The 22,896-nt window shown below is 70.3% G+C and carries 19 protein-coding genes; 10 read left to right on the top strand and 9 right to left on the bottom strand.

Going from position 1 to position 22,896, the window contains the following annotated elements; genetic code table 11:
- The 5 genes from O1G22_RS21440 to O1G22_RS21420 all read left to right on the top strand — a co-directional run bounded on the left by O1G22_RS21440 (position 1) and on the right by O1G22_RS21420 (position 4,033).
- Positions 1-945: a MerR family transcriptional regulator gene (locus O1G22_RS21440; protein ID WP_270082817.1), complete on the top strand. Its 945-nt coding sequence runs from the start codon at positions 1-3 to the stop codon at positions 943-945.
- A gap of 120 nt (positions 946-1,065) precedes the next feature.
- Positions 1,066-1,629, top strand: a complete 564-nt coding sequence (locus O1G22_RS21435) for an RNA 2'-phosphotransferase (RefSeq protein ID WP_270082816.1) — start codon at positions 1,066-1,068, stop codon at positions 1,627-1,629.
- A 25-nt stretch (positions 1,630-1,654) separates the two neighbouring features.
- Complete coding sequence (locus O1G22_RS21430) at positions 1,655-2,125, top strand: hypothetical protein (protein WP_270082815.1); 471 nt, start codon at positions 1,655-1,657, stop codon at positions 2,123-2,125.
- A gap of 42 nt (positions 2,126-2,167) precedes the next feature.
- Positions 2,168-3,070 (top strand): LLM class flavin-dependent oxidoreductase, encoded by a 903-nt coding sequence (locus O1G22_RS21425; RefSeq protein ID WP_270082814.1) that lies wholly within the window; start codon positions 2,168-2,170, stop codon positions 3,068-3,070.
- Between the two features lie 75 nt (positions 3,071-3,145).
- Positions 3,146-4,033 carry an HAD hydrolase family protein gene (locus tag O1G22_RS21420; protein ID WP_270082813.1) on the top strand — a complete coding sequence of 296 codons (888 nt, stop codon included), beginning with the start codon at positions 3,146-3,148 and terminating at the stop codon, positions 4,031-4,033.
- Between the two features lie 32 nt (positions 4,034-4,065).
- Here O1G22_RS21420 and cydD read toward each other — a convergent pair whose 3' ends face one another.
- Genes cydD through O1G22_RS21405 form a run of 3 tightly spaced genes read right to left on the bottom strand, consistent with a single transcriptional unit; the run spans position 4,066 to position 10,190 of the window.
- On the bottom strand, positions 4,066-7,599 hold the full coding sequence (gene cydD / locus O1G22_RS21415; protein WP_270082812.1) for a thiol reductant ABC exporter subunit CydD: 3,534 nt from the start codon (positions 7,597-7,599) through the stop codon (positions 4,066-4,068).
- A 59-nt stretch (positions 7,600-7,658) separates the two neighbouring features.
- Positions 7,659-8,666: a cytochrome d ubiquinol oxidase subunit II gene (gene cydB / locus O1G22_RS21410; RefSeq protein ID WP_270082811.1), complete on the bottom strand. Its 1,008-nt coding sequence runs from the start codon at positions 8,664-8,666 to the stop codon at positions 7,659-7,661.
- 15 nt (positions 8,667-8,681) lie between these two features.
- Entirely contained in the window at positions 8,682-10,190 is a 1,509-nt protein-coding gene (locus O1G22_RS21405) for a cytochrome ubiquinol oxidase subunit I (RefSeq protein WP_270082810.1), read from the bottom strand.
- Positions 10,191-10,399: 209 nt separating this feature from the next.
- On the opposite strand from O1G22_RS21405, the gene O1G22_RS21400 reads away from it, so the two are divergent.
- Positions 10,400-10,777 carry a cyclophilin-like fold protein gene (locus tag O1G22_RS21400; protein ID WP_270082809.1) on the top strand — a complete coding sequence of 126 codons (378 nt, stop codon included), beginning with the start codon at positions 10,400-10,402 and terminating at the stop codon, positions 10,775-10,777.
- Between the two features lie 13 nt (positions 10,778-10,790).
- On the opposite strand, the gene hisC is transcribed toward O1G22_RS21400, so the two are convergent.
- A complete protein-coding gene (gene hisC, locus O1G22_RS21395) occupies positions 10,791-11,870 on the bottom strand; it encodes a histidinol-phosphate transaminase (protein ID WP_270082808.1) in 1,080 nt (359 codons plus the stop codon).
- 431 nt (positions 11,871-12,301) lie between these two features.
- Between hisC and O1G22_RS21390 the strand changes: the two genes are divergently transcribed.
- From O1G22_RS21390 to O1G22_RS21380, 3 genes are all read left to right on the top strand, one after another.
- The gene (locus O1G22_RS21390; RefSeq protein ID WP_270082807.1) at positions 12,302-13,414 is read left to right on the top strand and encodes a LacI family DNA-binding transcriptional regulator; all 1,113 of its coding nucleotides are present in this window, start codon (positions 12,302-12,304) and stop codon (positions 13,412-13,414) included.
- Positions 13,415-13,727: 313 nt separating this feature from the next.
- Complete coding sequence (locus tag O1G22_RS21385) at positions 13,728-14,807, top strand: metallophosphoesterase (RefSeq protein ID WP_270082806.1); 1,080 nt, start codon at positions 13,728-13,730, stop codon at positions 14,805-14,807.
- A gap of 180 nt (positions 14,808-14,987) precedes the next feature.
- Positions 14,988-15,857, top strand: coding sequence for a hypothetical protein (locus O1G22_RS21380; RefSeq protein WP_270082805.1), 870 nt, complete (start codon positions 14,988-14,990; stop codon positions 15,855-15,857).
- Positions 15,858-15,941: 84 nt separating this feature from the next.
- Here the strand turns inward: O1G22_RS21380 and O1G22_RS21375 are convergent, their stop codons facing one another.
- The 4 genes from O1G22_RS21375 to thiC form a co-directional block, all read right to left on the bottom strand.
- Complete coding sequence (locus O1G22_RS21375; RefSeq protein ID WP_270082804.1) at positions 15,942-16,592, bottom strand: hypothetical protein; 651 nt, start codon at positions 16,590-16,592, stop codon at positions 15,942-15,944.
- The gene (locus O1G22_RS21370; protein WP_270082803.1) at positions 16,589-17,878 is read right to left on the bottom strand and encodes a DUF4241 domain-containing protein; all 1,290 of its coding nucleotides are present in this window, start codon (positions 17,876-17,878) and stop codon (positions 16,589-16,591) included. The genes O1G22_RS21375 and O1G22_RS21370 overlap by 4 nt, the downstream gene beginning before the upstream one ends.
- An 89-nt stretch (positions 17,879-17,967) precedes the next feature.
- Positions 17,968-18,627, bottom strand: a complete 660-nt coding sequence (locus tag O1G22_RS21365) for a hypothetical protein (RefSeq protein WP_270082802.1) — start codon at positions 18,625-18,627, stop codon at positions 17,968-17,970.
- Between the two features lie 144 nt (positions 18,628-18,771).
- Positions 18,772-20,556 carry a phosphomethylpyrimidine synthase ThiC gene (gene thiC / locus O1G22_RS21360; RefSeq protein ID WP_270082801.1) on the bottom strand — a complete coding sequence of 595 codons (1,785 nt, stop codon included), beginning with the start codon at positions 20,554-20,556 and terminating at the stop codon, positions 18,772-18,774.
- Between the two features lie 250 nt (positions 20,557-20,806).
- Here thiC and O1G22_RS21355 point away from each other — a divergent pair, with 250 nt between their 5' ends.
- Positions 20,807-22,267 carry a YibE/F family protein gene (locus O1G22_RS21355; RefSeq protein WP_270086485.1) on the top strand — a complete coding sequence of 487 codons (1,461 nt, stop codon included), beginning with the start codon at positions 20,807-20,809 and terminating at the stop codon, positions 22,265-22,267.
- 180 nt (positions 22,268-22,447) lie between these two features.
- On the opposite strand, the gene O1G22_RS21350 is transcribed toward O1G22_RS21355, so the two are convergent.
- Entirely contained in the window at positions 22,448-22,885 is a 438-nt protein-coding gene (locus O1G22_RS21350; protein WP_225099943.1) for an SsgA family sporulation/cell division regulator, read from the bottom strand.
- Positions 22,886-22,896: the final 11 nt, after the last annotated feature.

Below are 22,896 nucleotides of genomic sequence, written 5' to 3'. Positions count from 1 at the left end.
ATGACCGGAGCGCCGCCCGCGCGGACGTACCGCATCGAGGACCTCGCGCACCACACCGCGACGACGGTACGGACCATCCGCGCCTACCAGGACCGCGGTCTGCTCCCCCGGCCCGAGCGCCGGGGGCGGGCCAACGTCTACTCCGAGGCGCACGTCACCCGGCTTCACCAGATCGCCCACCTCCTCGACCGCGGCTACACCCTGGCCTCGATCAAGGAGCTGCTGGAGGCCTGGGACACCGGCCGGGGCCTGGGCGGGGTGCTGGGCCTGGTCACCGAGGTCGACGGCCCCTGGACGGACGAACGCCCCGATCGCGTCACGCGCGCCGAACTCGACGCCCGCTTCGGCGGCACGTCCGACGACGCCGTGGCGGAGGCGGTCGAGCTGGGCGTGCTGGAGCGGATCGACGGCGACCCGGACACGTTCCTGGTGCCGAGCCCCCAAGAGCTGTCCGTGGCCGTCGAGTTGCACGCGGCCGGAGTCCCGCTGTCCGCGATCTCGGGCCATCTACGGGAGTTGAGGGGCCGGGTCGAGCACATCGCCGCCCGTTTCCTGGAGTTCACCACCGAGTACGTCTTCGCGCGCTACCTGGACGATCCCGGTCACCGCACGGACGCGCACGCGGCGGAAGCGGCCTCCCTCGTGCGCCGGCTGCGGCCCCTTGCGCAGCAGACGCTGGAGGCCGAACTCGCGCGCGCCATGCGCACCTTGGCCACCCGGCACTTGCGCACACATCTGGTGGCGGAGAAGCGGGCTGATGATCCGGTGGCCACTCGTTCCGTGGCCTTGCCCGCGGGGGTGATCGCCGCTGTGGAAAGGCTTGTTGGCCCCGGGCATGTTTCCGAGTTCATCGCACTGGCTGCCGAACGAGAGGTCAGGGCACGGACGTTGGACCGGCTGTCCACAGGGTCCTTTGCGGACAAGAAACTTCGCGAATCACCCTAAGTAGCACGTCACTTGTCCACAGATTCGCCAATTCCCCTGTGGATAACCTCACTTGGTTGTGGATCAAACCTGCGAACAAAAAAACCTGCGTGATCAGCGTCTCGCGCGCACGCTGGACACATGAACGAAAGACCCATCGACGACAGACGCACCGTGAAGGTGTCGAAGTACCTCTCCCGGCACCTGCGTCACCAGCCGGAGCGGATCGGGCTCGCCCCGGACCCGGCCGGCTGGGTGGAGATCGACGCCCTGATCGCCGCGGCCGCCGCCCACGGCTTCCCGTTCACGCGCGAGGAGCTGGACCATGTAGTGGCCGCCAACGACAAACAGCGCTTCGCGATCGAGGGCGGCAGAATCCGCGCCAGCCAGGGCCACAGCATCGAGGTCGACCTCGGACTGCCCCCGGTGACCCCACCGCCGTACCTCTATCACGGGACCGTCGCGCGCAACCTGGACGCGATCCGCGCACAGGGGCTCAGGCCCATGAACCGGCACGACGTGCACCTCTCCGCCGACCGCGAGACCGCCACCCGGGTCGGCGCCCGCCGCGGCCGCCCCGTGGTGCTCGCCGTGGACGCGGGCGCCATGCACCGGGACGGCCATGTGTTCCGCGTCAGCGCCAACGGGGTCTGGCTGACGCAGGCCGTACCGCCGCGCTACCTGCGGTTTCCCGGACCCCGGTGAGCGGCGGTGCCGTGACCGCGATGCCATGATCAGTGGTATGGACCACTCGCCCGAGCATCTGCCGACCACCCAGGCCGCCGTCAACGCCCTGCGCGACCTCGCCGCCCGCTGCGCGCGCGAGATCGAGGTGACCGACGACATCGGTGCCGACCAGACCTCCCGGCGCAGCGCCGCGGGCATCGGGACGACCATGGACCCGGACGGCTCCCTGCCGCACGAGGCGTACGTCGAGTTCGGCGGCCTGCCCCGGGTGAGCGTGCGGCTCTACCCGGACGACGACGCGCTGATCACCGTCGAGGGCGTCGAGTGCCCCGACATCGCGCGCGACGACGTGCCGGCCTTCCTCCGTTCCGTCTTCGACGGCCTCGCCCACGTCAAGGCGCGCCGCTTCCCGCCCGGCTACCGCCTGGTCGTCCCGCTGCCCGGCGACCGCACGCACATCGAACACGTGCCGATGATCCTGCTCAGTCCGTGGCTGAGCCGGAACATTCGGTGACCGTTTCGTCCGCTGTCGGTGGGTCCGCTTACCCTCGACCGCATGAGCCTGCGTCTGAGCACCGTGATCCTGCCCCACCGCCGCTGGAGCGAAGGCGGCCGTTCCGCCTGGACCCGGGCCGAGCAGCTCGGCTTCCACACCGCGTACACCTACGACCACCTGTCCTGGCGCAGCTTCCGTGACGGCCCGTGGTTCGGCGCGGTCCCGACGCTGACCGCCGCCGCCGGCGTCACCGAGCGCCTCCGCCTCGGCACGCTGGTGACCTCGCCGAACTTCCGGCACCCGGTGACCCTCGCCAAGGAGCTGATCTCCCTCGACGACATCTCCGGCGGCCGGATCACCCTCGGCATCGGCGCCGGCGGCACCGGCTTCGACGCCACCGCGCTCGGCCAGGAGCCGTGGAGCCCGCGCGAACGCGCCGACCGCTTCGCCGAGTTCGTACCGCTGCTCGACCGGCTGCTCACCGAGGACGCGGTGTCGTACGAGGGCCGGTTCTACTCGGCGGACGAGGCGCGGAACATCCCGGGCTGCGTCCAGCGTCCCCGGCTGCCGTTCGCGGTGGCGGCCACCGGCCCGCGCGGCCTCAAGCTCGCCGCGCGGCACGGGCAGGCGTGGGTCACCACGGGCGACCCGAAGCTGTACGAGACGGGCACCCCGGAGCAGTCCGTCGAGGCCCTGCGCGGCCAGCTCGGCAAGCTGTCCGAGGCCTGCGCGGCCGTCGGGCGGGACGCGGCCGAGCTGGACAAGATCCTGCTCACCGGCTTCACCCCGGACCGCGGCAGACCGCTGGGGTCCCTGGACGCCTTCGTGGACTTCGCCGGCCGGCACCGGGACCTGGGCTTCACCGAGATCGTGATCCACTGGCCCATCCCGGACTCCGACTTCGCCGCGGACGAGAAGGTCTTCGAGCAGATCGCCATGGAGGGCCTCGCCCAACTGGGCTGACGCCGGGGACCGTCCGGCCTGCGGAACGTCATCTGCGTCTCATCTGCGCGGAGTCCCGCACGGGCGTGCGGGCATATGCGCGAGAATGGGCCGGTGATCTCAGCGACCAGACAGCCCGGGACCCCTGCCGCCGCCGTGCCCCCGCGGCTGATCGCCACCGACCTCGACGGCACCCTGCTGCGCGACGACAAATCGGTCTCCCCGCGGACCGTCGCCGCGCTCGCCGCCGCCGAGGAAGCGGGCATCGAGGTCTTCTTCGTCACCGGCCGCCCGGCCCGCTGGATGGACGTCGTCAGCGACCACGTCCACGGCCACGGCCTGGCGATCTGCGGCAACGGCGCCGCCGTGGTCGATCTGCACGGCGGCCCCGGCGCCCACCGCTTCGTCAAGGTGCGGGAACTGGCCCGCGCGGGCGCCCTGGACGCCGTACGACGGCTGCGCACGGCGGCGCCCGGCACGGTGTTCGCGGTGGAGCAGACCTACGGATTCCACCAGGAACCCGACTATCCCAAGCTGCACATGGAGATACCGGACAACCTCCTGCCCGCCGAGCGGCTCCTCGCCCCCGACGGACCGGACGCCGACCAGCCCGTGCTCAAGATCCTGGCCTACCACCCGGACCTCGACCCGGACGCCTTCCTCACCCTCGCCCGGGTCGCGATCGCCGACCGCGCCAACGTCACCCGCTCCAGCCCCAGCGCCCTGCTGGAACTGAGCGGCCCCGAGGTCTCCAAGGCCAGCACGCTCGCCCTGTGCTGTGCCGAACGCGGCATCTCGCACGAGGAGGTCGTCGCCTTCGGAGACATGCCCAACGACCTGGAGATGCTGACCTGGGCCGGCCGGTCGTACGCGATGGGCAACGCACACCCGGACGTCATCGCCGCCGCGTCGGGCCGTACGGTCGCCAACAACGAGGACGGGGTGGCGGTCGTCATCGAGGAACTGCTCGCGGAACGCTTCTAGCACCCCGCTGGAGCTCAGCGGGCCTATGCGGCTCAGTGGGGCGCCTCCGCCCCCACCAGCGCTTCCGCCTCCTCCTCCCGCAGCGCCATCGCCCGCAGCGGCCCCTCCACCGCGACGAGTTCCGCATACGCACCCCGCTGCACCACACGGCCCGCATCGAGCACGATCACCTCGTCCACCGCGTCCAGCCCCGCCAGCCGGTGGGTGATCAGCAGCGTCGTACGGCCCTCCGTGGCGGCCAGCAGGTCGGCCGTGAGCGCGTCCGCAGTCGGCAGGTCCAGATGCTCGGCGGGCTCGTCGAGGACCAGGACGGGGAAGTCGGCCAGCAGCGCGCGGGCCAGCGCGAGCCGCTGCCGCTGACCACCGGACAGACGTGCCCCGTGCTCGCCGACGAGCGTGTCCAGGCCGTCGGGCAGCCCGTCCACCCAGTCCAGCAGCCGGGCCCGGGCCAGCGCCCGGCGCAGCTCGGCCTCGGTGGCGCCCTTCCTGGCCAGCAGGAGGTTCTCACGCACCGAGCTGTCGAAGAGATGCGCGTCCTGCGCACACAGCCCGACCAGCCGCCGTACATCGTCACCGGCCAACGCGTACGCGTCGACACCGGCGAGCGTGTACGTGCCCTCTTCCGGGTCGAGGAAGCGCAGCAGCACCTGGGCGAGGGTCGTCTTGCCGGCGCCGGAGGCCCCGACCACGGCGATCCGCCGCCCCTCCGCCAGCGTGAGATCGAACTGGGCCAGCGCCTCTCGCCGCTGCCCCTCGTACCGTGCGCCGAGTCCCTTGAGCACCAGCGGGAACGGCGAGGCGGGCGCCTGCCGCGGCCGTTCCGGCTCGCGTACCGGCTCCGGGGCGTCCAGCACCTCGTACACCCGCTCCGCGCTCCGCCGCACCCGCTGCCGGTGGCGCACGGCGAGCGGCATGCCCAGTACGGCTTCGAAGGCCGCCAGGGGAGTGAGGACGACCACGGCCATCGCCACGCCGCTGAGCCGGCCCGCGGCCACCGCCTGAGCGCCGGACAGTGCCGCGGCCGTCACGGTCAGCCCGGAGATCAGCGCGGTCAGCCCGTCACCGAGCGCGGTGGCCACGGCGGCACGCGAGGCGATCCGCGTGAGCGTGCCGTCGGCGCGCCGGGCCGCGTCCTTACGGGCGGGCAGCGCACCGGCGACGGTCAGCTCCGCGGTGCCGGTGAGGAGGTCGGTGACGCGGGTGGCGAGCACGCCCCGGGCCGGCGCCAGACGCCGCTCGGCCCGCCGGGCCACGGCCGCGGTGACGAGCGGGACACCGACACCGGCCGCCACGAGGCCCACGGCGAGGGCGGCTCCGGCCTCGGGCAGCAACCAGGCCGTGAAGCCGACGGAGGCGGCGGAGACAACGACGGCGACCGATGCGGGCAGCAGCCAGCGCAGCCAGTAGTCCTGGAACGCGTCCACGTCCGCGACCAGCCGGGTGAGCAGATCACCGCGGCGCGCGCTGCGCAGCCCGGCGGGCGCGAGACGCTCCAGCCGCCGATAGACGGCAACCCGGGTGTCCGCCAGCATCCGCAGCACCGCGTCGTGCGACACCAGCCGCTCGGCATACCGGAAGACGGCCCGTCCGATCCCGAAGGCCCGCGTGGCAGTCACGGCCACCATCAGATACAGCACAGGCGGCTGCTGCGAGGCCCGCGAGATGAGCCACCCGGACGTCGCCATCAGCCCGACAGCACAGCCCAGCGCCAACCCCCCGAGCACCAGAGCAACCCCGAGCCGCCCCCGCCAAGCCCCGCCAAGCCCCCGCACCCGAGCAAGCACACTCCGGCTCCGCCCAGAAACGTGCGCCTGCCCTCCAGAGCCACTGCCCGAGCCCGCCGACCCACTCTCCAGCCCGTCAAGCTGGGTGACCGGTGGGCGAGGGCGGGGGTCCAGGGGGCGGGGGCCCAGGGAGCGGAGCCCCCTGGGTGTGTGACTGTCCTTCAGGCGCACCACTCGATCCGCGACGTCGAGCAACGCCGGCCGATGCACAACAAGCAGCACCGTACGACCGACAGCAAGCCTCCGCACCGCGGCAACGACCTCCCCCTCGGTCACCCCGTCCAGCGCAGCCGTCGGCTCATCCAGCAACAGCACAGGCCGATCGGCAAGAAACGCCCGCGCCAACGCCAGCCGCTGCCGCTGCCCCGCCGACAACCCGGCTCCGTACTCGCCGAGCACGGTATCGACGCCCTCGGGCAACGCGTCCACGAACTCCAGCGCCCCCGCGTCCCGCAGCGCCCGCCGTACGGCACCGTCGTCCGCGCCGGGCCGGGCCAGTCGTACGTTCTCCGCGATGGTCCCGGCATACAGATGCGGCCGCTGCGGCACCCAGGCGATCCGGGACCGCCACTCCTCCAGGTCCAGCCCTGCCAGGTCCGCACCGCCGACCCGCACTCGCCCCGCGGTGGGCTCCACAAACCCCAGCAGCACGTTCAGCAGCGTCGACTTGCCCACCCCGCTCGGTCCCACCAGCGCGACCGTCTCGCCGGGCTCCACGGTGAAGGACACATCGGTCACGGCATCGGCGGAGCGGCCGGGATAGCGGACGGTCACTCCCTCGAAGGCCACCGCACCCGCGGGCACCGTTCCGGCACCGGACGCCGGCACCGGCGTCTCCAGCACCGCGAAGATCTCCTCTGCGGCGGCCAGCCCCTCCGCCGCCGCGTGATACTGCGCACCGACCTGACGCAACGGAAGGTAGGCCTCAGGCGCCAGCACCAGGATCACGAGGCCGATGTACAGATCCATGTCCCCGTGGACGAGCCGCATGCCGATCGTCACCGCGACCAGCGCCACCGACAGCGTGGAGAGCAGCTCCAGCGCGAACGAGGAGAGGAAGGCGATCCGCAGGGTCCGCATGGTCGCCTGCCGGTACTCACCGGTGATCCGGCGGATGGACTCGGCCTGCGCCTTGGCCCGGCCGAACACCTTCAGCGTGGGCAGGCCCGCAACCACGTCCAGGAAGTGACCGGACAACCGGGACAGCAGCTGCCACTGACGGTCCGTCCGGGACTGGGTGGCCCAGCCGATCAGCACCATGAAGAGCGGGATGAGCGGCAGGGTGCCGACAATGATCGCCGCCGAGACCCAGTCCTCGGTGACGATCCGCGCCAGCACCGCCACCGGCACGACCACCGCAAGCCCCAACTGCGGCAGATAGCGCGAGAAGTAGTCGTCCAGGGCGTCCACACCCCGCGTGGCCAGGGTGACCAGCGAACCGGTCCGCTGACCGCTCAGCCACCCTGGACCGAGCGCCGCCGCCCGGTCCAGGAGCCGTCCGCGCAGCTCGGACTTCACCGCCGCGCTCGCCCGGTGAGCGGCCAGTTCCGTGAGCCAGGAGACCATCGCCCGGCCGCCGGCGACGGCCACCAACAGCAGCAGGGGAGTACGCAGCTCAGCAACGGACTGCCCGTGCTGGAAGGCACCGACGACGACCTCGGCGACGAGCATCGCCTGGGCAATGACCAGCCCCGCGCCGACGGCCCCCAGGCCGACGACTGCCACGAGGAAGAACCGGGTGGCGCGGGCGTAGCGCAGCAGACGTGGATCGATTGGTTTCACGTGAAACGTGCCCTTCGGTCCAGAGGGTGTGTTTCACGTGAAACACACCCTCGGCGGACTCAGTGCGCGATATCGGCGGCGAGGTGCTGCGTACCGATCCGCTTGCGGAACACCCAGTAGGTCCAGCCCTGGTAGAGCAGGACGATCGGGGTGGCGATCCCCGCACACCAGGTCATGATCTTCAGGGTGTACGGGCTCGACGAGGCGTTGGTGACCGTCAGGCTCCAGTCCCCGTTCAGGGTGGACGGCATGACGTTGGGGAAGAGCGACAGGAAGAGCATCGCCACGGCGGCCACGATGGTGAGGCCGGACAGGGCGAACGACCATCCCTCACGCCCGGCCTGGTTGGCCACCAGCGCGGCGACCAGCGCGGCGCCCGCCACGATCAGGGCCACCAGGCTCCTGCCGTTGCCGGTGTCGGCCTGCGTCCACAGCAGGAACGCGAGCGCCGCCACGGCCGTGACGAGACCGACCCGCAGAGCCAGCTTCCGTGCCCGCACCCGGATGTCCCCCACGGTCTTGAGCGCGGTGAACACCGCCCCGTGGAAGGTGAAGAGCGTGAGCGTGACCAGACCGCCGAGCAGGGCGTAGGGGTTGAGCAGGTCCCAGACGGTGCCGACGTACTCGAAGTGCTGGTCGATCTTCACTCCCCGCACGATGTTCCCGAAGGCCACGCCCCACAGGAACGCCGGGATCAGCGAGGTCCAGAAGATCGCGTGCTCCCAGTTGCGCTGCCAGTTCTCCTCGGGCCGCTTCGCCCGGTACTCGAAGGCGACGCCCCGGACGATCAGGCAGACCAGGATGACCAGCAGGGGCAGATAGAAGCCGGAGAAGAGGGTGGCGTACCACTCCGGGAAGGCCGCGAAGGTCGCGCCGCCCGCGGTGAGCAGCCACACCTCGTTGCCGTCCCAGACGGGGCCGATGGTGTTGATCAGCACCCGCCGTTCCGGCCGGTCCCGGGCCAGCAGCTTGGTGAGGATGCCGACTCCGAAGTCGAAGCCCTCCAGGAAGAAGTAGCCGGTCCACAGGACGGCGATGAGGACGAACCAGACGTCGTGAAGATGCATGACTGTTCCCCCGGCCTAGTAAGAGAAGGCCATCGGCTTGTCGGCGTCACGGGTGTCGCCGCCGATCTTCGTGGGCGGGTTGAGGTCCGCCTCGGTCAGCTCGGGCGGGCCGGCCTTGACGTACTTCGCGAGCAGCTTGACCTCGACCACCGCGAGGATCGCGTACAGCGCCGTAAAGACGATCATCGAGGTGAGGACCTCGGCCTGGGAGACCCCGGGGGAGACCGCGTCGCGGGTCCGGAGGACGCCGTAGACGACCCAGGGCTGGCGGCCCGTCTCGGTGAAGATCCAGCCCCAGGAGTTGGCGATCAGCGGGAAGGCCAGGGTCCAAGTCGCGATGCGCCAGTACCAGGGCGACAGCTTCGGGCTGAGCGCCTTGTTCTTGAACAGCACCAGATGCGGCACCTCGTCCTCACCGACCCGCAGATGCTTGGGCAGCAGGAACTTCTTGCGGGTCAGCCACAGTCCGGCCAGACCGATCGCGAAGGAGGCCATCCCGAAGCCGATCATCCAGCGGAAGCCCCAGAAGGCGACCGGGATGTTGGGCCGGTAGTCACCGGGCCCGAACTTCTGCTGCTCGGCCTTGTTGACGTCGTTGATGCCGGGGACGTACGAGGTGAAGTTGTCGTCGGCCAGGAAGGACAGCAGACCGGGGATCTCTATCGCCACGGTGTTGTGGCCCTTCTCCACATCGCCGTAGGCGAAGATCGAGAAGGGCGCCGGCTTCTGGCCGTCCCACAGCGCTTCGGCGGAGGCCATCTTCATCGGCTGCTGCTTGTACATGACCTTGCCGAGGGTGTCGCCACTGATCGCGGTGAGCAGACCGGCGATGACCACGGTGACCAGGCCCAGCCGCAGCGAGGTCTTCATCACTCGGATGTGCTTCTTGCGGGCCAGGTGGAAGGCGGCGATGCCGACCATGAAGGCGCCACCGGTGAGGAAGGACGCCGCCAGGGTGTGAAAGGCCTGACTGAGCGCGGTGTTCTGGGTCAGCACGGCCCAGAAGTCGGTCAGCTCGGCGCGGTGCCTGGCCCTGTCGATCTTGTAGCCGACCGGGTGCTGCATCCAGGAGTTGGCCGCGAGGATGAAGTAGGCCGACAGGATCGTGCCGATCGAGACCATCCATATGCAGGCCAGGTGGATCTTCTTGGGCAGCTTGTCCCAGCCGAAGATCCACAGGCCGATGAAGGTGGACTCGAAGAAGAACGCGATCAGCGCCTCGAAGGCGAGCGGGGCCCCGAAGATGTCACCGACGAAGCGCGAGTAGTCGGACCAGTTCATGCCGAACTGGAACTCCTGCACGATGCCGGTGACCACGCCCATGGCGATGTTGATCAGAAAGAGCTTGCCCCAGAACTTGGTCGCCTTGAGGTACTTCTCCTTCTCCGTGCGTACCCAGGCTGTCTGGAGCCCGGCCGTGAGGGCGGCCAGGGAGATCGTCAGCGGGACGAACAGGAAGTGGTAGACGGTGGTGATGCCGAACTGCCAGCGCGCCAGTGTCTCCGGCGCCAAAGCCAAGTCCACGTCGTCAGCTCCTTACTTCGCCGCGGTGAGCGGCGGTTTGCCCCTTTTGTCGCGCACATCATGGGAGCAACCGGGACGCGCTTGTGAACGCGTTCACATTCACAAGCCATTATGACGCACTGATTTTCGGCCCGGCAGGGCGGGGTGGCCCTAGTGCCACGACGTCAAGACCTTGGCAGCGACTTCAACATCTTGTTGAATTGCGCGCCATGCAGATACGGATCTCCTGGCCCGCGGGAAACGCCACCGCGACCCTCGACGCAGACACACCGACCGTGCAGGCCCTCGCCAAGGCGCTGCCGCTTACCTCCAGCGCCCACACCTGGGGCGAGGAGGTCTATTTCGACACAGGTGTCTCTGTTTCACGTGAAACGGACGCACGGCAGGTCGTGGAGCCAGGCACCGTGGCCTTCTGGACGGACGGCGACGCACTCGCCCTCCCCTACGGCCCCACGCCGATCTCGCGAGGCGAGGAGTGCCGCCTCGCGAGCCCGTGCAACGTCCTCGGGAGCGTGGACGGGGACGCCGCCATCCTGGCGACCGTACGGGACGGCGACCCCATCCGAGTGGAACTGATCGACGAGTAGAGCCGGAGCGGAACTACAGCTCCTTGCGGAACGCCTCCGTCACCTTCAGGAAGATGTCGTTCGCCTCGGTCTCGCCGACCGTCACCCGCACACCCTCGCCCGGGAACGGCCGGACCACCACTCCGTGCTGCTCACAGGCCTGCGCGAACGCGACCGTACGCTCCCCCAGCCGCAGCCAGACGAAGTTGGCCTGTGTCTCCGGCACCGTCCAGCCCTGGGCACGCAGCGCGTCGACCACGCGTGTGCGCTCGCACACCAGCGAGCCGACCCGGCCCAGCAGCTCGTCCTCCGCCCGCAGGGAGGCGATCGCCGCCTCCTGCGCCAGCTGGCTCACCCCGAACGGCACCGCGGTCTTGCGCAGCGCCGCCGCAACCGGCTCATGGGCGATCGCGAAACCGACGCGCAGCCCGGCGAGCCCGTAGGCCTTGGAGAAGGTCCGCAGGACGCAGACGTTGGGCCGGTCCCGGTACAGCTCGACACCGTCGGGCACCTCGGGGTCGCGGATGAACTCCCGGTAGGCCTCGTCCAGCACCACCAGCACATCGCCGGGCACCCGGTCGAGGAACCGCTCCAGCTCGGCCCGCCGCACCACCGTGCCGGTCGGGTTGTTGGGGTTGCAGACGAAGATCAGCCGCGTCCGGTCGGTGATCGCGTCCGCCATGGCGTCCAGGTCGTGCACATCACCGGGCGTGAGCGGCACCTGCACCGACCGGGCGCCGCTGATCTGCGTGATGATCGGGTACGCCTCGAAGGAGCGCCAGGCGTAGATCACCTCGTCGCCGGGTCCGCTGGTGGCCTGGACGAGCTGCTGGGCGACGCCCACCGAGCCGGTGCCGGTGGCCAGGTGGGAGAGCGGGACTCCGAAGCGCTCCGACAGCTCGTTCATCAGCCCGGTGCAGGCCATGTCCGGGTAGCGGTTGAAGTCGGCGGCGGCCGCCGTCACGCTCTCCATCACGCCGGGCAGTGGGGGGTACGGGTTCTCGTTGGAGGACAGCTTGTAGGCGACCGGCCCGCCGGCCGCGGCAGGCTTGCCCGGCTTGTAGGTGGGAATACCCTCCAGCTCGGCGCGCAGCTTCGGGCTCGTCTCGCTCACCGCAGTCCTCCTCGCGACCACCGGCGGACCGTCGACGCCGCCGGCTTCCAATACTGCTCACCTTATGAGGATTCGGCTCCGGTGCGTACAGGTGCGGGGACGACAACCGGAGAACCTCGTCTCCCGTCAGCGGCATCGGGGGCATCCCCGTACGAAGGCGTACGTTTCAGGGGGCGCGCCATACATATATCTATGCGCCGGTGGCTCACGCCGTGGCGCGCATCCCCCGTGCAGGTGAGTTGAGACCTCTTCGAAACATCGGGTACTTGGCAGGTCCATACGCGTCACTACGTCACGTCCTGCCGCAGGATCGTTCAACTACCTGCATTTCTAAGGTAGTTGACGTCGTATGACCATGCAGAAACGTGCCTGTCAACGCGTGCATATGCGTCCGCACTACCCCACCGCATGAGCCCTACTATCGGCTCGCCATGACAGCAGCAGGGAAGCACCAGGTGAGCCGCGCGGAAACCTCACGTCGAGGCAGCCGGCCGGGCCGGGCGGGCATCAGAGACGTGGCCGCCGCCGCCGGAGTCTCCATCACGACCGTCTCCGACGCCCTCAACGGCAAGGGCCGGCTCCCGGACGCCACCCGGCGCCATGTCCGCGAGGTCGCCGACCGGCTCGGATACCGCCCCTCGGCCGCCGCCCGCACCCTCCGTACCGGCAAGTCGGGTCTGATCGGCCTGACCGTGACGACGTACGGGGATGAACCTTTCACCTTCACGGAGTTCGCCTACTTCGCGGAGATGGCCCGGGCGGCCACCTCGGCCGCGCTCGCCCGCGGCTACGCCCTCGTCATCCTGCCCGCGACCTCCCGCCACGACGTGTGGTCCAACGTCGCGCTCGACGGCACCGTTGTCATCGACCCCTCCGACCAGGACCCGGTGGTCAGCGAGCTGGTCCGGCAGGGACTGCCGGTCGTCTCCGACGGCCGCCCGGCGGGCGCGCTGCCGGTCACCGCCTGGGTCGACAACGACCACGAGGCCGCCGTACTCGGCATCCTCGACCATCTCGCCGCCGCCGGCGCCCGCCGCATCGGCCTGCTCACGGGCACCTCGACGGACACGTACACCCATCTGTCCACCACGGCCTATCTGCGCTGGTGCGAGCGGGTCGGCCAGGACCCGGTCTACGAGGCCTACCCGGCGCACGACCCGTGCGCGGGCGCCGTCGCCGCGGATCGGCTGCTCGCCCGCCCCGACCGGCCCGACGCGGTCTACGGCCTGTTCGACCCCAACGGCACCGACCTGCTCGCCGCCGCCCGCCGCTACGGGCTGCGCGTCCCGGACGACCTGCTGCTGGTGTGCTGCAGCGAGTCCACGGTGTACGCGAGCACCGAGCCGCCCATCACCACGCTCTCCCTGAAGCCCCGCCGCATCGGTACCGCGGTGGTCCAGCTCCTCATCGACGCCATCGAGGGCGTCGAGTCGGACCAGCCGGTCGAGCAGGTCATACCGACCGAGCTGATCGTGCGCACCTCCTCCCAGCGGCGCCCTCCGCGCACGACGGTCAGCCCGCCGCGGACACCGGACGAGATGTGACGTCGTAGCGACGGCAGCGCGGGGGAGTGGGCGGCCGTAAGAGCGGGGCGCGCGCCCCGTACTCCCGGCGGCCGAAGGCAGGGACCCGGCGGGCCGACGACCGGTCGGCAGGGGTCCGGTCGGCCCGAAGCGGGCCGAACACCTGCCCAAACCGGGCGAAAGCCGCGGTGAACTGGAGTGTTGTTCCGATTCACCACCCCTGGGTCATCACACGGCGAGACGCGCATTCCTATGATGGGCCCACGACACCGCGGACCGCTGCGACCAGGCAGTCACAAGCGGTGCAGCTGCGGCGCGATGGTGGAGGGGTCTGATGACTCAGGGGGCCGGTCAGGGACCCGAGGTGGAGCGGACGGCGACGCTGCGCGACTTCCGGGTGCCCGCATACGTCCATGAGACCGGTCCGTACGTCCGCACCGCCCATCCGGGCGACACCGTGCCGCCCGCCGACGAGGCGTACCCCGAGGACTACACGCCCACCCAGCGCGACCTGCCGGTCATCACCCGGGCCGACACGGTCCAGGTCCCCGTCGAGCCCGCGCCCGCTCCCCCGGTACCGCAGCCCGCGACCGGCCCCGGACCGCTGTTCGTCGTCGGAGACGTCCACGGATACCTCGACGAACTGGTGACCGCACTGCGGGAGCAGGGGCTGATCGACGCCTCGGGCCAGTGGTGCGCGGGCACCGCCCGGCTGTGGTTCCTCGGCGACTTCACCGACCGCGGGCCCGACGGCATCGGCGTCATCGACCTGGTGATGCGGCTGTCCGCCGAGGCCGCCGCGGCCGGCGGCTACTGCAAGGCGCTCATGGGCAACCACGAGCTGCTGCTGCTCGGCGCCAAGCGGTTCGGCGACACCCCCGTCAACTCCGGTGCGGGCACCGCCACCTTCCAGGCGGCCTGGCTGCTCAACGGCGGCCAGAAGACCGACATGGACCGCCTCCAGGACCACCATCTGCAGTGGATGGCCCGCCTCGACGCCGTCGAACTCGTCGACGGCTATCTCCTCGTGCACTCGGACACCACCGCCTATCTCGACTACGGCGACTCCATCGAGGCGGTCAACGACACCGTCCGCGAGACCCTCACCCGCAACGACGCGGACGAGTGCTGGGACCTGTTCCGCAAGTTCACCAAGCGCTTCTCCTTCCGCGACGAGGGGGGTGCAGACGCCGTCCGTTCCCTTCTCGATACGTACGGCGGCACCCGGATCGTTCACGGCCACAGCCCGATTCCCTATCTCCTCGGCGAGGTCGGCTCCGAGGACGGCGAGGAGGGCAGCGGCCCGGTCGTGGAGGGGCCGCACGTGTACGCCGACGGGCTCGCCATCGCCATGGACGGCGGAGTGACCATGGCCGGAAAGCTGCTGGTCCGGCAACTGCCGCTGGATAACTGACCGTTCCCCGGGAAGGCGTCCTCGCGTCGGCGTACGCCCAGGCCGCAACGCAATTTCCGCAACCCCCTGTCACCGCGCGCCGTCACGGCTCTACCATCGGCTTATCCGTAGCAGGCTCCCCTCCGTTTCTGCCCGACGGCTCGCCGGCGTGCGAGCCCCAGCCCTACGGAGCATCGGGGGATGCACATGAACAGCGTTCCGCAGCACCTTCAGAGCGAGGACCGCCAGGAATTCGAGCGGCTCCTCGATGAGGCGCTGCGCTCCGCACCACACCGTCCGGAACTGGCCGCTGTCGGACAGCGGCTCAACCCCGAACAGCTGCGCACCATGGCGCTCAACGCCACCGCCCTGATCACGGCGGCCGCCGCGGCCGAGTACGAGCACTACGTCACGGTCCGCGAGGAACTGCGCCACCCGGCGATGGCCCCCGCGGCGGCCCCGGGCGATTCCGCTTCCGCGGACCCGGGTCCGGCCGAGGCGGAGCTCGCCACCACCATCGGCGACGCGACGGCCGAGAACACCGGCGCGGGCGCCGTCGCGGTCGTCGCCGTGCTGGCTCCCGTCCTGTCCGGCACGGCCGCGGCGATATTCCTGCTCATCGGCTACATCCTGAAGACGCTGAATCCCGGCCAGACCTTCGCCGAGACCATGCTCACCGCCGGCTGGGTCTTCGGCGCCGTGACCGTGGCCGCGATCCTGGTCGCCGCCGTCGGACTGCTTCTCACCGCCCTGCGCAACAGCAACTCGGAGCAGGCCCAGGCGCTGAACGCGGCGCACCAGGAGCTGGACAGGGCCAGAGAGGCCTGGCGCAGCGCCCTGCTGGAGCGCGGCATCCTGCCGTTTCTGCGGGAGGCGCTCGCCGAGCCCGGCCCTGCCCCCGCGCGCCTGCGCACGACCCCGCCCGCCCCGCCCGGCCGGATGCCACGCCTGGGCTACGGCCGCCCCGGCTTCAGCAGCCCCGACGACGGCACCGGCTCCGGCCGCCCGAGCTTCACCAGCCCGGACTACACCAGCCCGGACTTCGGCGGCCCTGAGCACCAGCCGGAGTGACCGCGCGGCAGCCTGCGGCCCGGGTGCCCCGGGGTGGCGAGTTCGCCGTACCCGGGTTCCGGGTTCACCTGCGGTGTGTGCCGTTCAGTACCACCGGCTGAACGCGGCGACGCCCAGACCCGCCTCGGCCGCATGGCGCAGCACCTCCAGCGGACCGTCCAGCAGCTCCTCCGCGGCGAACCCGGGTGCGTCACCCATCCCAGTCATCCAGTCACCGATCCGGCCCAGCACCACCGCACGCCGCTCACCGTCGATCCGCAGAGCCCGCTCGGCGTCGGGCAAGGCGGCGCGCACATCGTCGGCGGGGAGCAGGAAGTCGCCGAACCAGCCCGGCAGAAGCCCGGCCGCCTCGGCTCCCAGACCGTAGTACAGCGCGGCAACCGGACTCGCCTTGCGGGCGACCGCGCAGAACACCCCGGCGGATCCCTCTGCCGGCATCAGCTCCAGGCTCGCGTCCCGTATCGCCTCCGTCGCGGCGGTCTCCGGATTGGCGCCATGGACGAAATCCGCGAACCGTCTCCCCGCAGCGGTGGGCAGCAGAACCGCCGGATCGCTCCCGTCCCGTGCGAAGAAGGGCTCGCCGGCACAGCCCTCGCTCCACCAGGCCAGTGTCTCCGCGAAGCCCTCCGGCCTGCGGAAGGCTCCCTCCGCGACCAGATGGACGAACTCGTCCGGCAGCGACACCGCGGCCCGGTCGGGTACGGCACCGACCACCCACATCCCGGTCGAGCTCATCGCACTGCTCCGAGGATTCTGAGGTCCGGGAGGTACACGCACGCGACCGCGATCGCGACCGGCTTCCCGGCGGCCGAACGACCCAGCCACACCGGCCACACCCCGTCCCCACCGGTGGGGAAGTGGATGAGGTCGCCGCCGGTCGCACTGTCCGACGTGCGTACATAGCTGCTGTCGGCGATCGGCTCCCCGGCGTCTTCCTCTCCCTCCATGCTGTAGCGCCGGTACTTGTCCGCGAGCACGGACCAGGCGGCGGCGTCGGCAAAGCTGCCCAGGGCGGCATCGGTGGGGAAACCGTAGGCCTCGTCGTCCCGCAGCAGCCTGGCGTCCTCACCCTCGGCGAGCGCCAGCTCCCAGGTGGCCGCCGGTTCCTCGTCGATCAGAAGCCGTACGGCGGCCCCCTCCTCCACCGGGAACACCTCGCCCGCGTACTCCAGCTCGTAGCTGAGGACGGCCTCCTGCAGCGGGTAGGCGCCCGGCGGAATGCGCTCCCGCAGCTCGCGTTGCCTGCCGTCGTCCGTCGTCAGCGGGCAGGCGACGGCGAGTCTGCCGCTGGGCACCCGCAGCACGGCGATCTCCCGCACGGCGTGCACGGTCATCTCCGGCTGGTCCTTCGTCGCCACGCGCGTGCCAGGCCGGAACAACTCGCTCAGGTGCGGCGGAGCGGCCGGGCGCGGCGGCAGCCAGGGGAACGGAGCCGCTGCGGCGCCGTCCGCAGGGGAAGCCTCCGGGGTGGCCTCCGGGCCGTCCGCGTGCCGGCCGCGCAGGGACGGCTCGGACAGGAGCGGGCTCCCGACACCACCTACGCCGAACTCCGCCCGGTCCCGCCGACGGTCCACTTCCGGTACCTCCGCGCGCCCGTGCCGCGACGGGCCCAGGGCACCCTGCGGCTCGCATGCCGTTCTCCCCCTGCCGTCCGGTCCGAGGTCCGTCCTCGTGCGCCAGACGTCCTTCGCGAACTCGGCCTGGTCCAGGGAGTCGTAGCGCCACTGCGCGCGGCGGCGCAGGAGCAGGCGCCCCGGTTCGAGCAGCCGCCAGTCCAGCTCCTGAGTACGGCGGCCCCGCTCGTCGTACGCCCACACACCCACGTAATGATCGCCCCAGGCCACCAGGTGCACCTCCACAGGTACGGTGCGCCCCGGCACCCGATGGACCATCACATACGGCTCGTCCGCCCGGTCCCGCGCCTCTGCCTCGGACCGCGAGAGCGGTTCCAGGGCACTGCGCGAGGACAGATCCCACCCCTTCGCGTACGACACCAGCGCGGTGCGTCCGTCGTCAGCCATCACAAGCCCCCCTCGACACCCCATGGATTGCCCCGCCGCTACGCAGCGTAACGCCCGCCACTGACAACGGGGCGTGGCCCAGGGAGCCGTCAGCTCTCCTGCGGTTCGGTGGTGAACCGGCGCCAGTCCGGCGGATACAGACCGGTCCCGCTCGGGGATCTCACTCCCAGGTAGCGCCAGAAGTCGAAGAGCGCTTCGGCCTCCAGTCGGCCCCAGCGATCGCCCTCGCGGACCGGACGGTTCCTGGGATCGTCGTCGTCCCACCAGAAGTCCTCGTACGCCGGATCGTCGGCGCTGTAGGGGGTCAGGTAGCCCCGCACATGCTCCAGGTCCAGCTTCAGTTCCGGAAACTGCGCCACCAGCAGCTCGGGACGTCCGTGCACCGGGAGGTCGTCGAAGAAGCGCTGTTCCGCGTCGGTCCACTGGACGAACTGATCCACCGCGCCGCCGTGGTGGAAGAGCTCGTACCCCCAGTAGTCCCCGTCGTACATGAAGGTCAGGAGTCCAGGGCAGTCGTACACGCGGGAGACATGGAGCTGCGCGCGGCGCCGCAGGTCCCATTCCCAGCCCGGCGTCCAGTCGAGCACGGTCCAGCCGTTGTGCTCCTCGTGCAGGGTGTAGACGTCGGTCTGCTTCGGATCGGCAGGCGCGAGCCAATGGCCCTCGCCCTCCCAGAACTCGGACAGCGCCTCGTAAACCTGCCGATGATCAACACCGCGGAAGAGATTGCACCGCAAAAATCCGCCCACGCACATCGCTCCTGACCCAGAAGGCGGAGGACCAGCAGATCCGGATCCTCCAAGTGGCGTGGGAATCGTCGCCCATCGGCGGGCGGGCGGTCCATGCCCCGGCCGGCTCAGGCCGTTCGGTGGCAGGGACCGCCGTACGCCGGCTCAGTCCGCGATCGGCAGGTACACCCGGTTGCCCGCCTCGGCGAACTCCTTCGACTTCTGGGCCATGCCCTCCTCGATCTCGGCCCGGCTGCCGCCGTGTTCGCGGCGGATGTCCTGCGAGATCTTCATCGAGCAGAACTTCGGCCCGCACATGGAGCAGAAGTGAGCCGTCTTGGCGGGCTCGGCCGGCAGGGTCTCGTCGTGGAACTCCCGTGCCGTGTCCGGGTCCAGCGCGAGGTTGAACTGGTCCTCCCACCGGAACTCGAAGCGGGCGTCGGACAGCGCGTCGTCCCACTCCTGCGCGCCCGGGTGCCCCTTGGCGAGATCGGCCGCGTGGGCGGCGATCTTGTAGGTGATGACGCCGGTCTTGACGTCGTCCCGGTTGGGCAGACCCAGGTGCTCCTTGGGCGTGACGTAGCAGAGCATCGCCGTGCCCCACCAGGCGATCATCGCGGCACCGATGCCGGAGGTGATGTGGTCGTACGCCGGCGCGATGTCCGTGGTCAGCGGGCCGAGCGTATAGAACGGAGCTTCATCGCAGATCTCCTGCTGAAGGTCGATGTTCTCCTTGATCTTGTGCATCGGGACGTGTCCCGGGCCCTCGATCATGGTCTGAACATTGAAACGCTTGGCGATCCGGTTGAGTTCCCCAAGAGTTCGCAATTCCGCGAACTGTGCCTCGTCGTTGGCGTCCGCGATCGAACCCGGCCGAAGGCCGTCGCCCAGCGAGTACGTGACGTCGTAGGCGGCGAGGATCTCGCACAGCTCCTCGAAGTTCTCGTACAGGAACGACTCCTTGTGGTGCGCCAGGCACCACGCGGCCATGATCGAGCCGCCGCGCGAGACGATGCCGGTCTTGCGGTTGGCGGTGAGCGGCACGTACGGCAGGCGCACGCCCGCGTGGACGGTCATGTAGTCCACGCCCTGCTCGGCCTGCTCGATGACCGTGTCCTTGTAGATCTCCCAGGTCAGCTCCTCGGCCCGGCCGTCGACCTTCTCCAGGGCCTGGTAGAGCGGCACCGTGCCGATGGGGACAGGGGAGTTGCGCAGCACCCACTCGCGGGTCGTGTGGATGTTGCGGCCGGTCGACAGGTCCATGACCGTGTCGGCGCCCCAACGGGTCGCCCAGGTCATCTTCTCCACCTCCTCCTCGATGGAGGAGGTCACCGCGGAGTTCCCGATGTTGGCGTTGACCTTCACCAGGAACCGCTTGCCGATGATCATCGGCTCGATCTCCGGGTGGTTGACGTTGGCCGGCAGTACGGCGCGGCCCGCCGCGATCTCCTCGCGGACCACCTCGGGCGAAACGTTCTCCCGGACGGCCACGTACTCCATCTCCGGGGTGATCTCGCCCCGGCGGGCGTACGCGAGCTGCGTGACCGCCTCACCGCTGCGGCCACGGCGCGGCTGGCGCGGGCGTCCCGGGAAGACCGCGTCCAGATTGCGCAGCCCGCCGCGCGGCGAGGTGTGCTTGATCCCATCGTCCTCGGGACGGACGGGACGGCCCGCGTACTCCTCGGTGTCGCCGCGGGCGATGATCCAGTTCTCCCGCAGCGGCGCCAGGCCCCTGCGGACATCGGTGTCGACGAGCGGATCGGTGTACGGGCCGGATGTGTCGTACAGCGTGACCGACTGCCCGTTGGTGAGGTGCACCTGGCGGACCGGCACACGCAGGTCGGGGCGCGAACCCTCGACATACGCCTTGTGCCAGCCGATGGACTTCCCGGCCTCCTGGGACTTCTCGCCCTGGACGGAGACAGGCGTGCGTGCGTCCTTGTTGGTCATGAGACCTACTCCCTACGCCGGCATTACCCGGTAACAGGTTCGGCGGTCGACGCAGCGGTTTCCGTCTGTCGGCGCTTCCCGTGGAACAGGCTTCGTTCCACGTGAAACATCGCGAATACGGAGGTCAGCGCCCTCTCAGCCCGGTGCTCCGAGCTCCCGCGTGTGCAAAGGTGCCTCCACGCTAGCGTCATATGTGGCGTGCTGAACAGTGGGCCCCGTCCGTTCTTGCGATGATCGGGCGGTGACCAGGATGGAGCAGTACCCGTATCAGCCGCCCGAGCCGCGCCACCAGGACGCCTCGGCGCCGGGCGTCGGGCACAGCCACGACCACATCCACGAGCAGGGGCACAGCCCCGAGCAGAGGCACAGCCCCGAACAGGGGCACGGCCACGGGCCAGGGCACGGCCACTCGCATGGGCACAGTCACAGCCACGGACCTGCCGCTCCGGTCTCCCGGCATCTGCGTAAGGTCATCGCGGCGATCCTGATTCCGTTCACGGCGGCTGTCGTGGTGGGGCTCGTGGTGCTGTGGCCGGGCGGGACGCCGCCCCACAAGCGCACTGGCGTCGGCTTCGACCAGCAGACCCAGCAGGCCACGGTCACCCAGGTCGTCCAGGTCAGCTGCAAGGCGGTGAACGCCTCGGGCGAGACGCCCACTGGGGACACGTCCACCGCCGAGGGCAGTTCGGCGCAGCAGGAGGCGAGCGGCACCTGCCACACGGCGACGGTCCGCATCGACACCGGCAAGGACAAGGGCCGTACCTTCACCGAGATCGTGCAGCCGGACCAGCCCCGGCAACTGCACCAAGGCGAGAAGGTCGTGGTCGCCTACGAGCCCTCCGCGCCCAAGGACCTGCAGTACTCGGTCGCCGACGTCAATCGCCGCCTCCCGATGGGTCTGCTGGCCGGGATCTTCGCGCTCGCCGTCGTGGTGGTGGGCCGGCTGCGCGGTGTCATGGCGCTCGTCGCACTGGCGGTCAGCTTCCTGGTGCTGAACCAGTTCATCCTGCCGGCGATCCTTCAGGGCTCCAACCCGCTGCTGGTGGCGGTGGTCGGATCGAGCGCCATCATGCTGATCGCCCTGTACATGTGCCACGGCCTGTCCGCCCGGACATCGGTGGCCGTGCTCGGCACGCTGGTCTCGCTGGCACTGATCGGCATCCTCGGCTCACAGTTCATCGGCTGGGCCGCGCTCACCGGCAACACCGACGACCAGACCGGCCTGATCCACGGCCTCTACCCGAAGCTCGACATGAGCGGGCTGCTGCTCGCCGGCGTCATCATCGGCTCCCTCGGCGTCCTGGACGACGTGACCGTGACCCAGACGTCGGCCGTCTGGGAACTGCACGAGGCCAACCCGACGATGGGCCGGCGCGGACTGTACCGGGCGGGCATCCGCATCGGCCGCGATCACATCGCCTCCGTGGTCAACACGCTCGTCCTCGCCTACGCCGGCGCCGCGCTGCCGCTGCTGCTGCTCTTCTCGATCGCGCAGAGCGGCGTGAGCACCGTCGCCAACAGCGAACTGGTCGCCGAGGAGATCGTGCGCACGCTGGTGGGCTCGATCGGCCTCGTCGCCTCGGTCCCGGTCACCACCGCGCTCGCCGCGCTCGTCGTCGCGGCCGACCGGCCCGGCCCGGACGCCCCGGCCCGCAGCGGCCCCTCGCCCGCCCCGGCCCGGGGCGGGCGAGGGCGACGCCGGAAGCGGTGAGGCTGGGTGACGCCGGGAGCGGTGAGGTTGAGGCGCCGGTAGCCGTGCGGCTGGGGCGCTGTCGGCAACCTCCGCTCGCCGTCCTGCGCTCGCCGTCCTGCGCTCGTCGTCCTCCGCAGAAGCGTTCCTGCGCAGTCCCACGCATCACGCGGAGCACCCGGCGCCCCCTGCCGTAACGCTTCAGCCGGCGCTCTGTTCCTCGGCCAGGATGCGATCCAGCGCCTCTTCCAGATGCGCGTCGAAGTCGGCCAGCGCCCCTTCCTGGCCGAGCGGCACCAGCTTGTCCGTACGGTCCAGAAAGGCCACGAGCGGCGGCGCCGACGAGCGGAACAGTGCCTGGTCGGTGCCGACCTGAAGCCTGATCAGCACTTCGCCGAGCACCTCGGAGTCGGCGGGGGCGATGTGCACATCCCCTTCCCCGCACGGCCTGCCGACCCCGTCGATCATCAGCTCGCGCCCGAAGGCCCAGGTCACCGGGGCGTCACCGGGCAGATGAAAGGTCAGTCGCACGGCATAGGGATCACTGGTCTCGTAGCGCAACTCCACCGGAATGCGGAAGGAGAGCTCCTCCGAGACGAGAAAGCTCATCATGACTTCTGCCTGTACGGACTCGCGCATCGTCTACCCCG

This window comes from Streptomyces camelliae (assembly GCF_027625935.1).
Classification (GTDB): domain Bacteria; phylum Actinomycetota; class Actinomycetes; order Streptomycetales; family Streptomycetaceae; genus Streptomyces; species Streptomyces camelliae.
The sequence above is the reverse complement of the archived record's forward strand: the minus strand, read 5'-3'. Positions and strand labels throughout refer to the sequence as shown.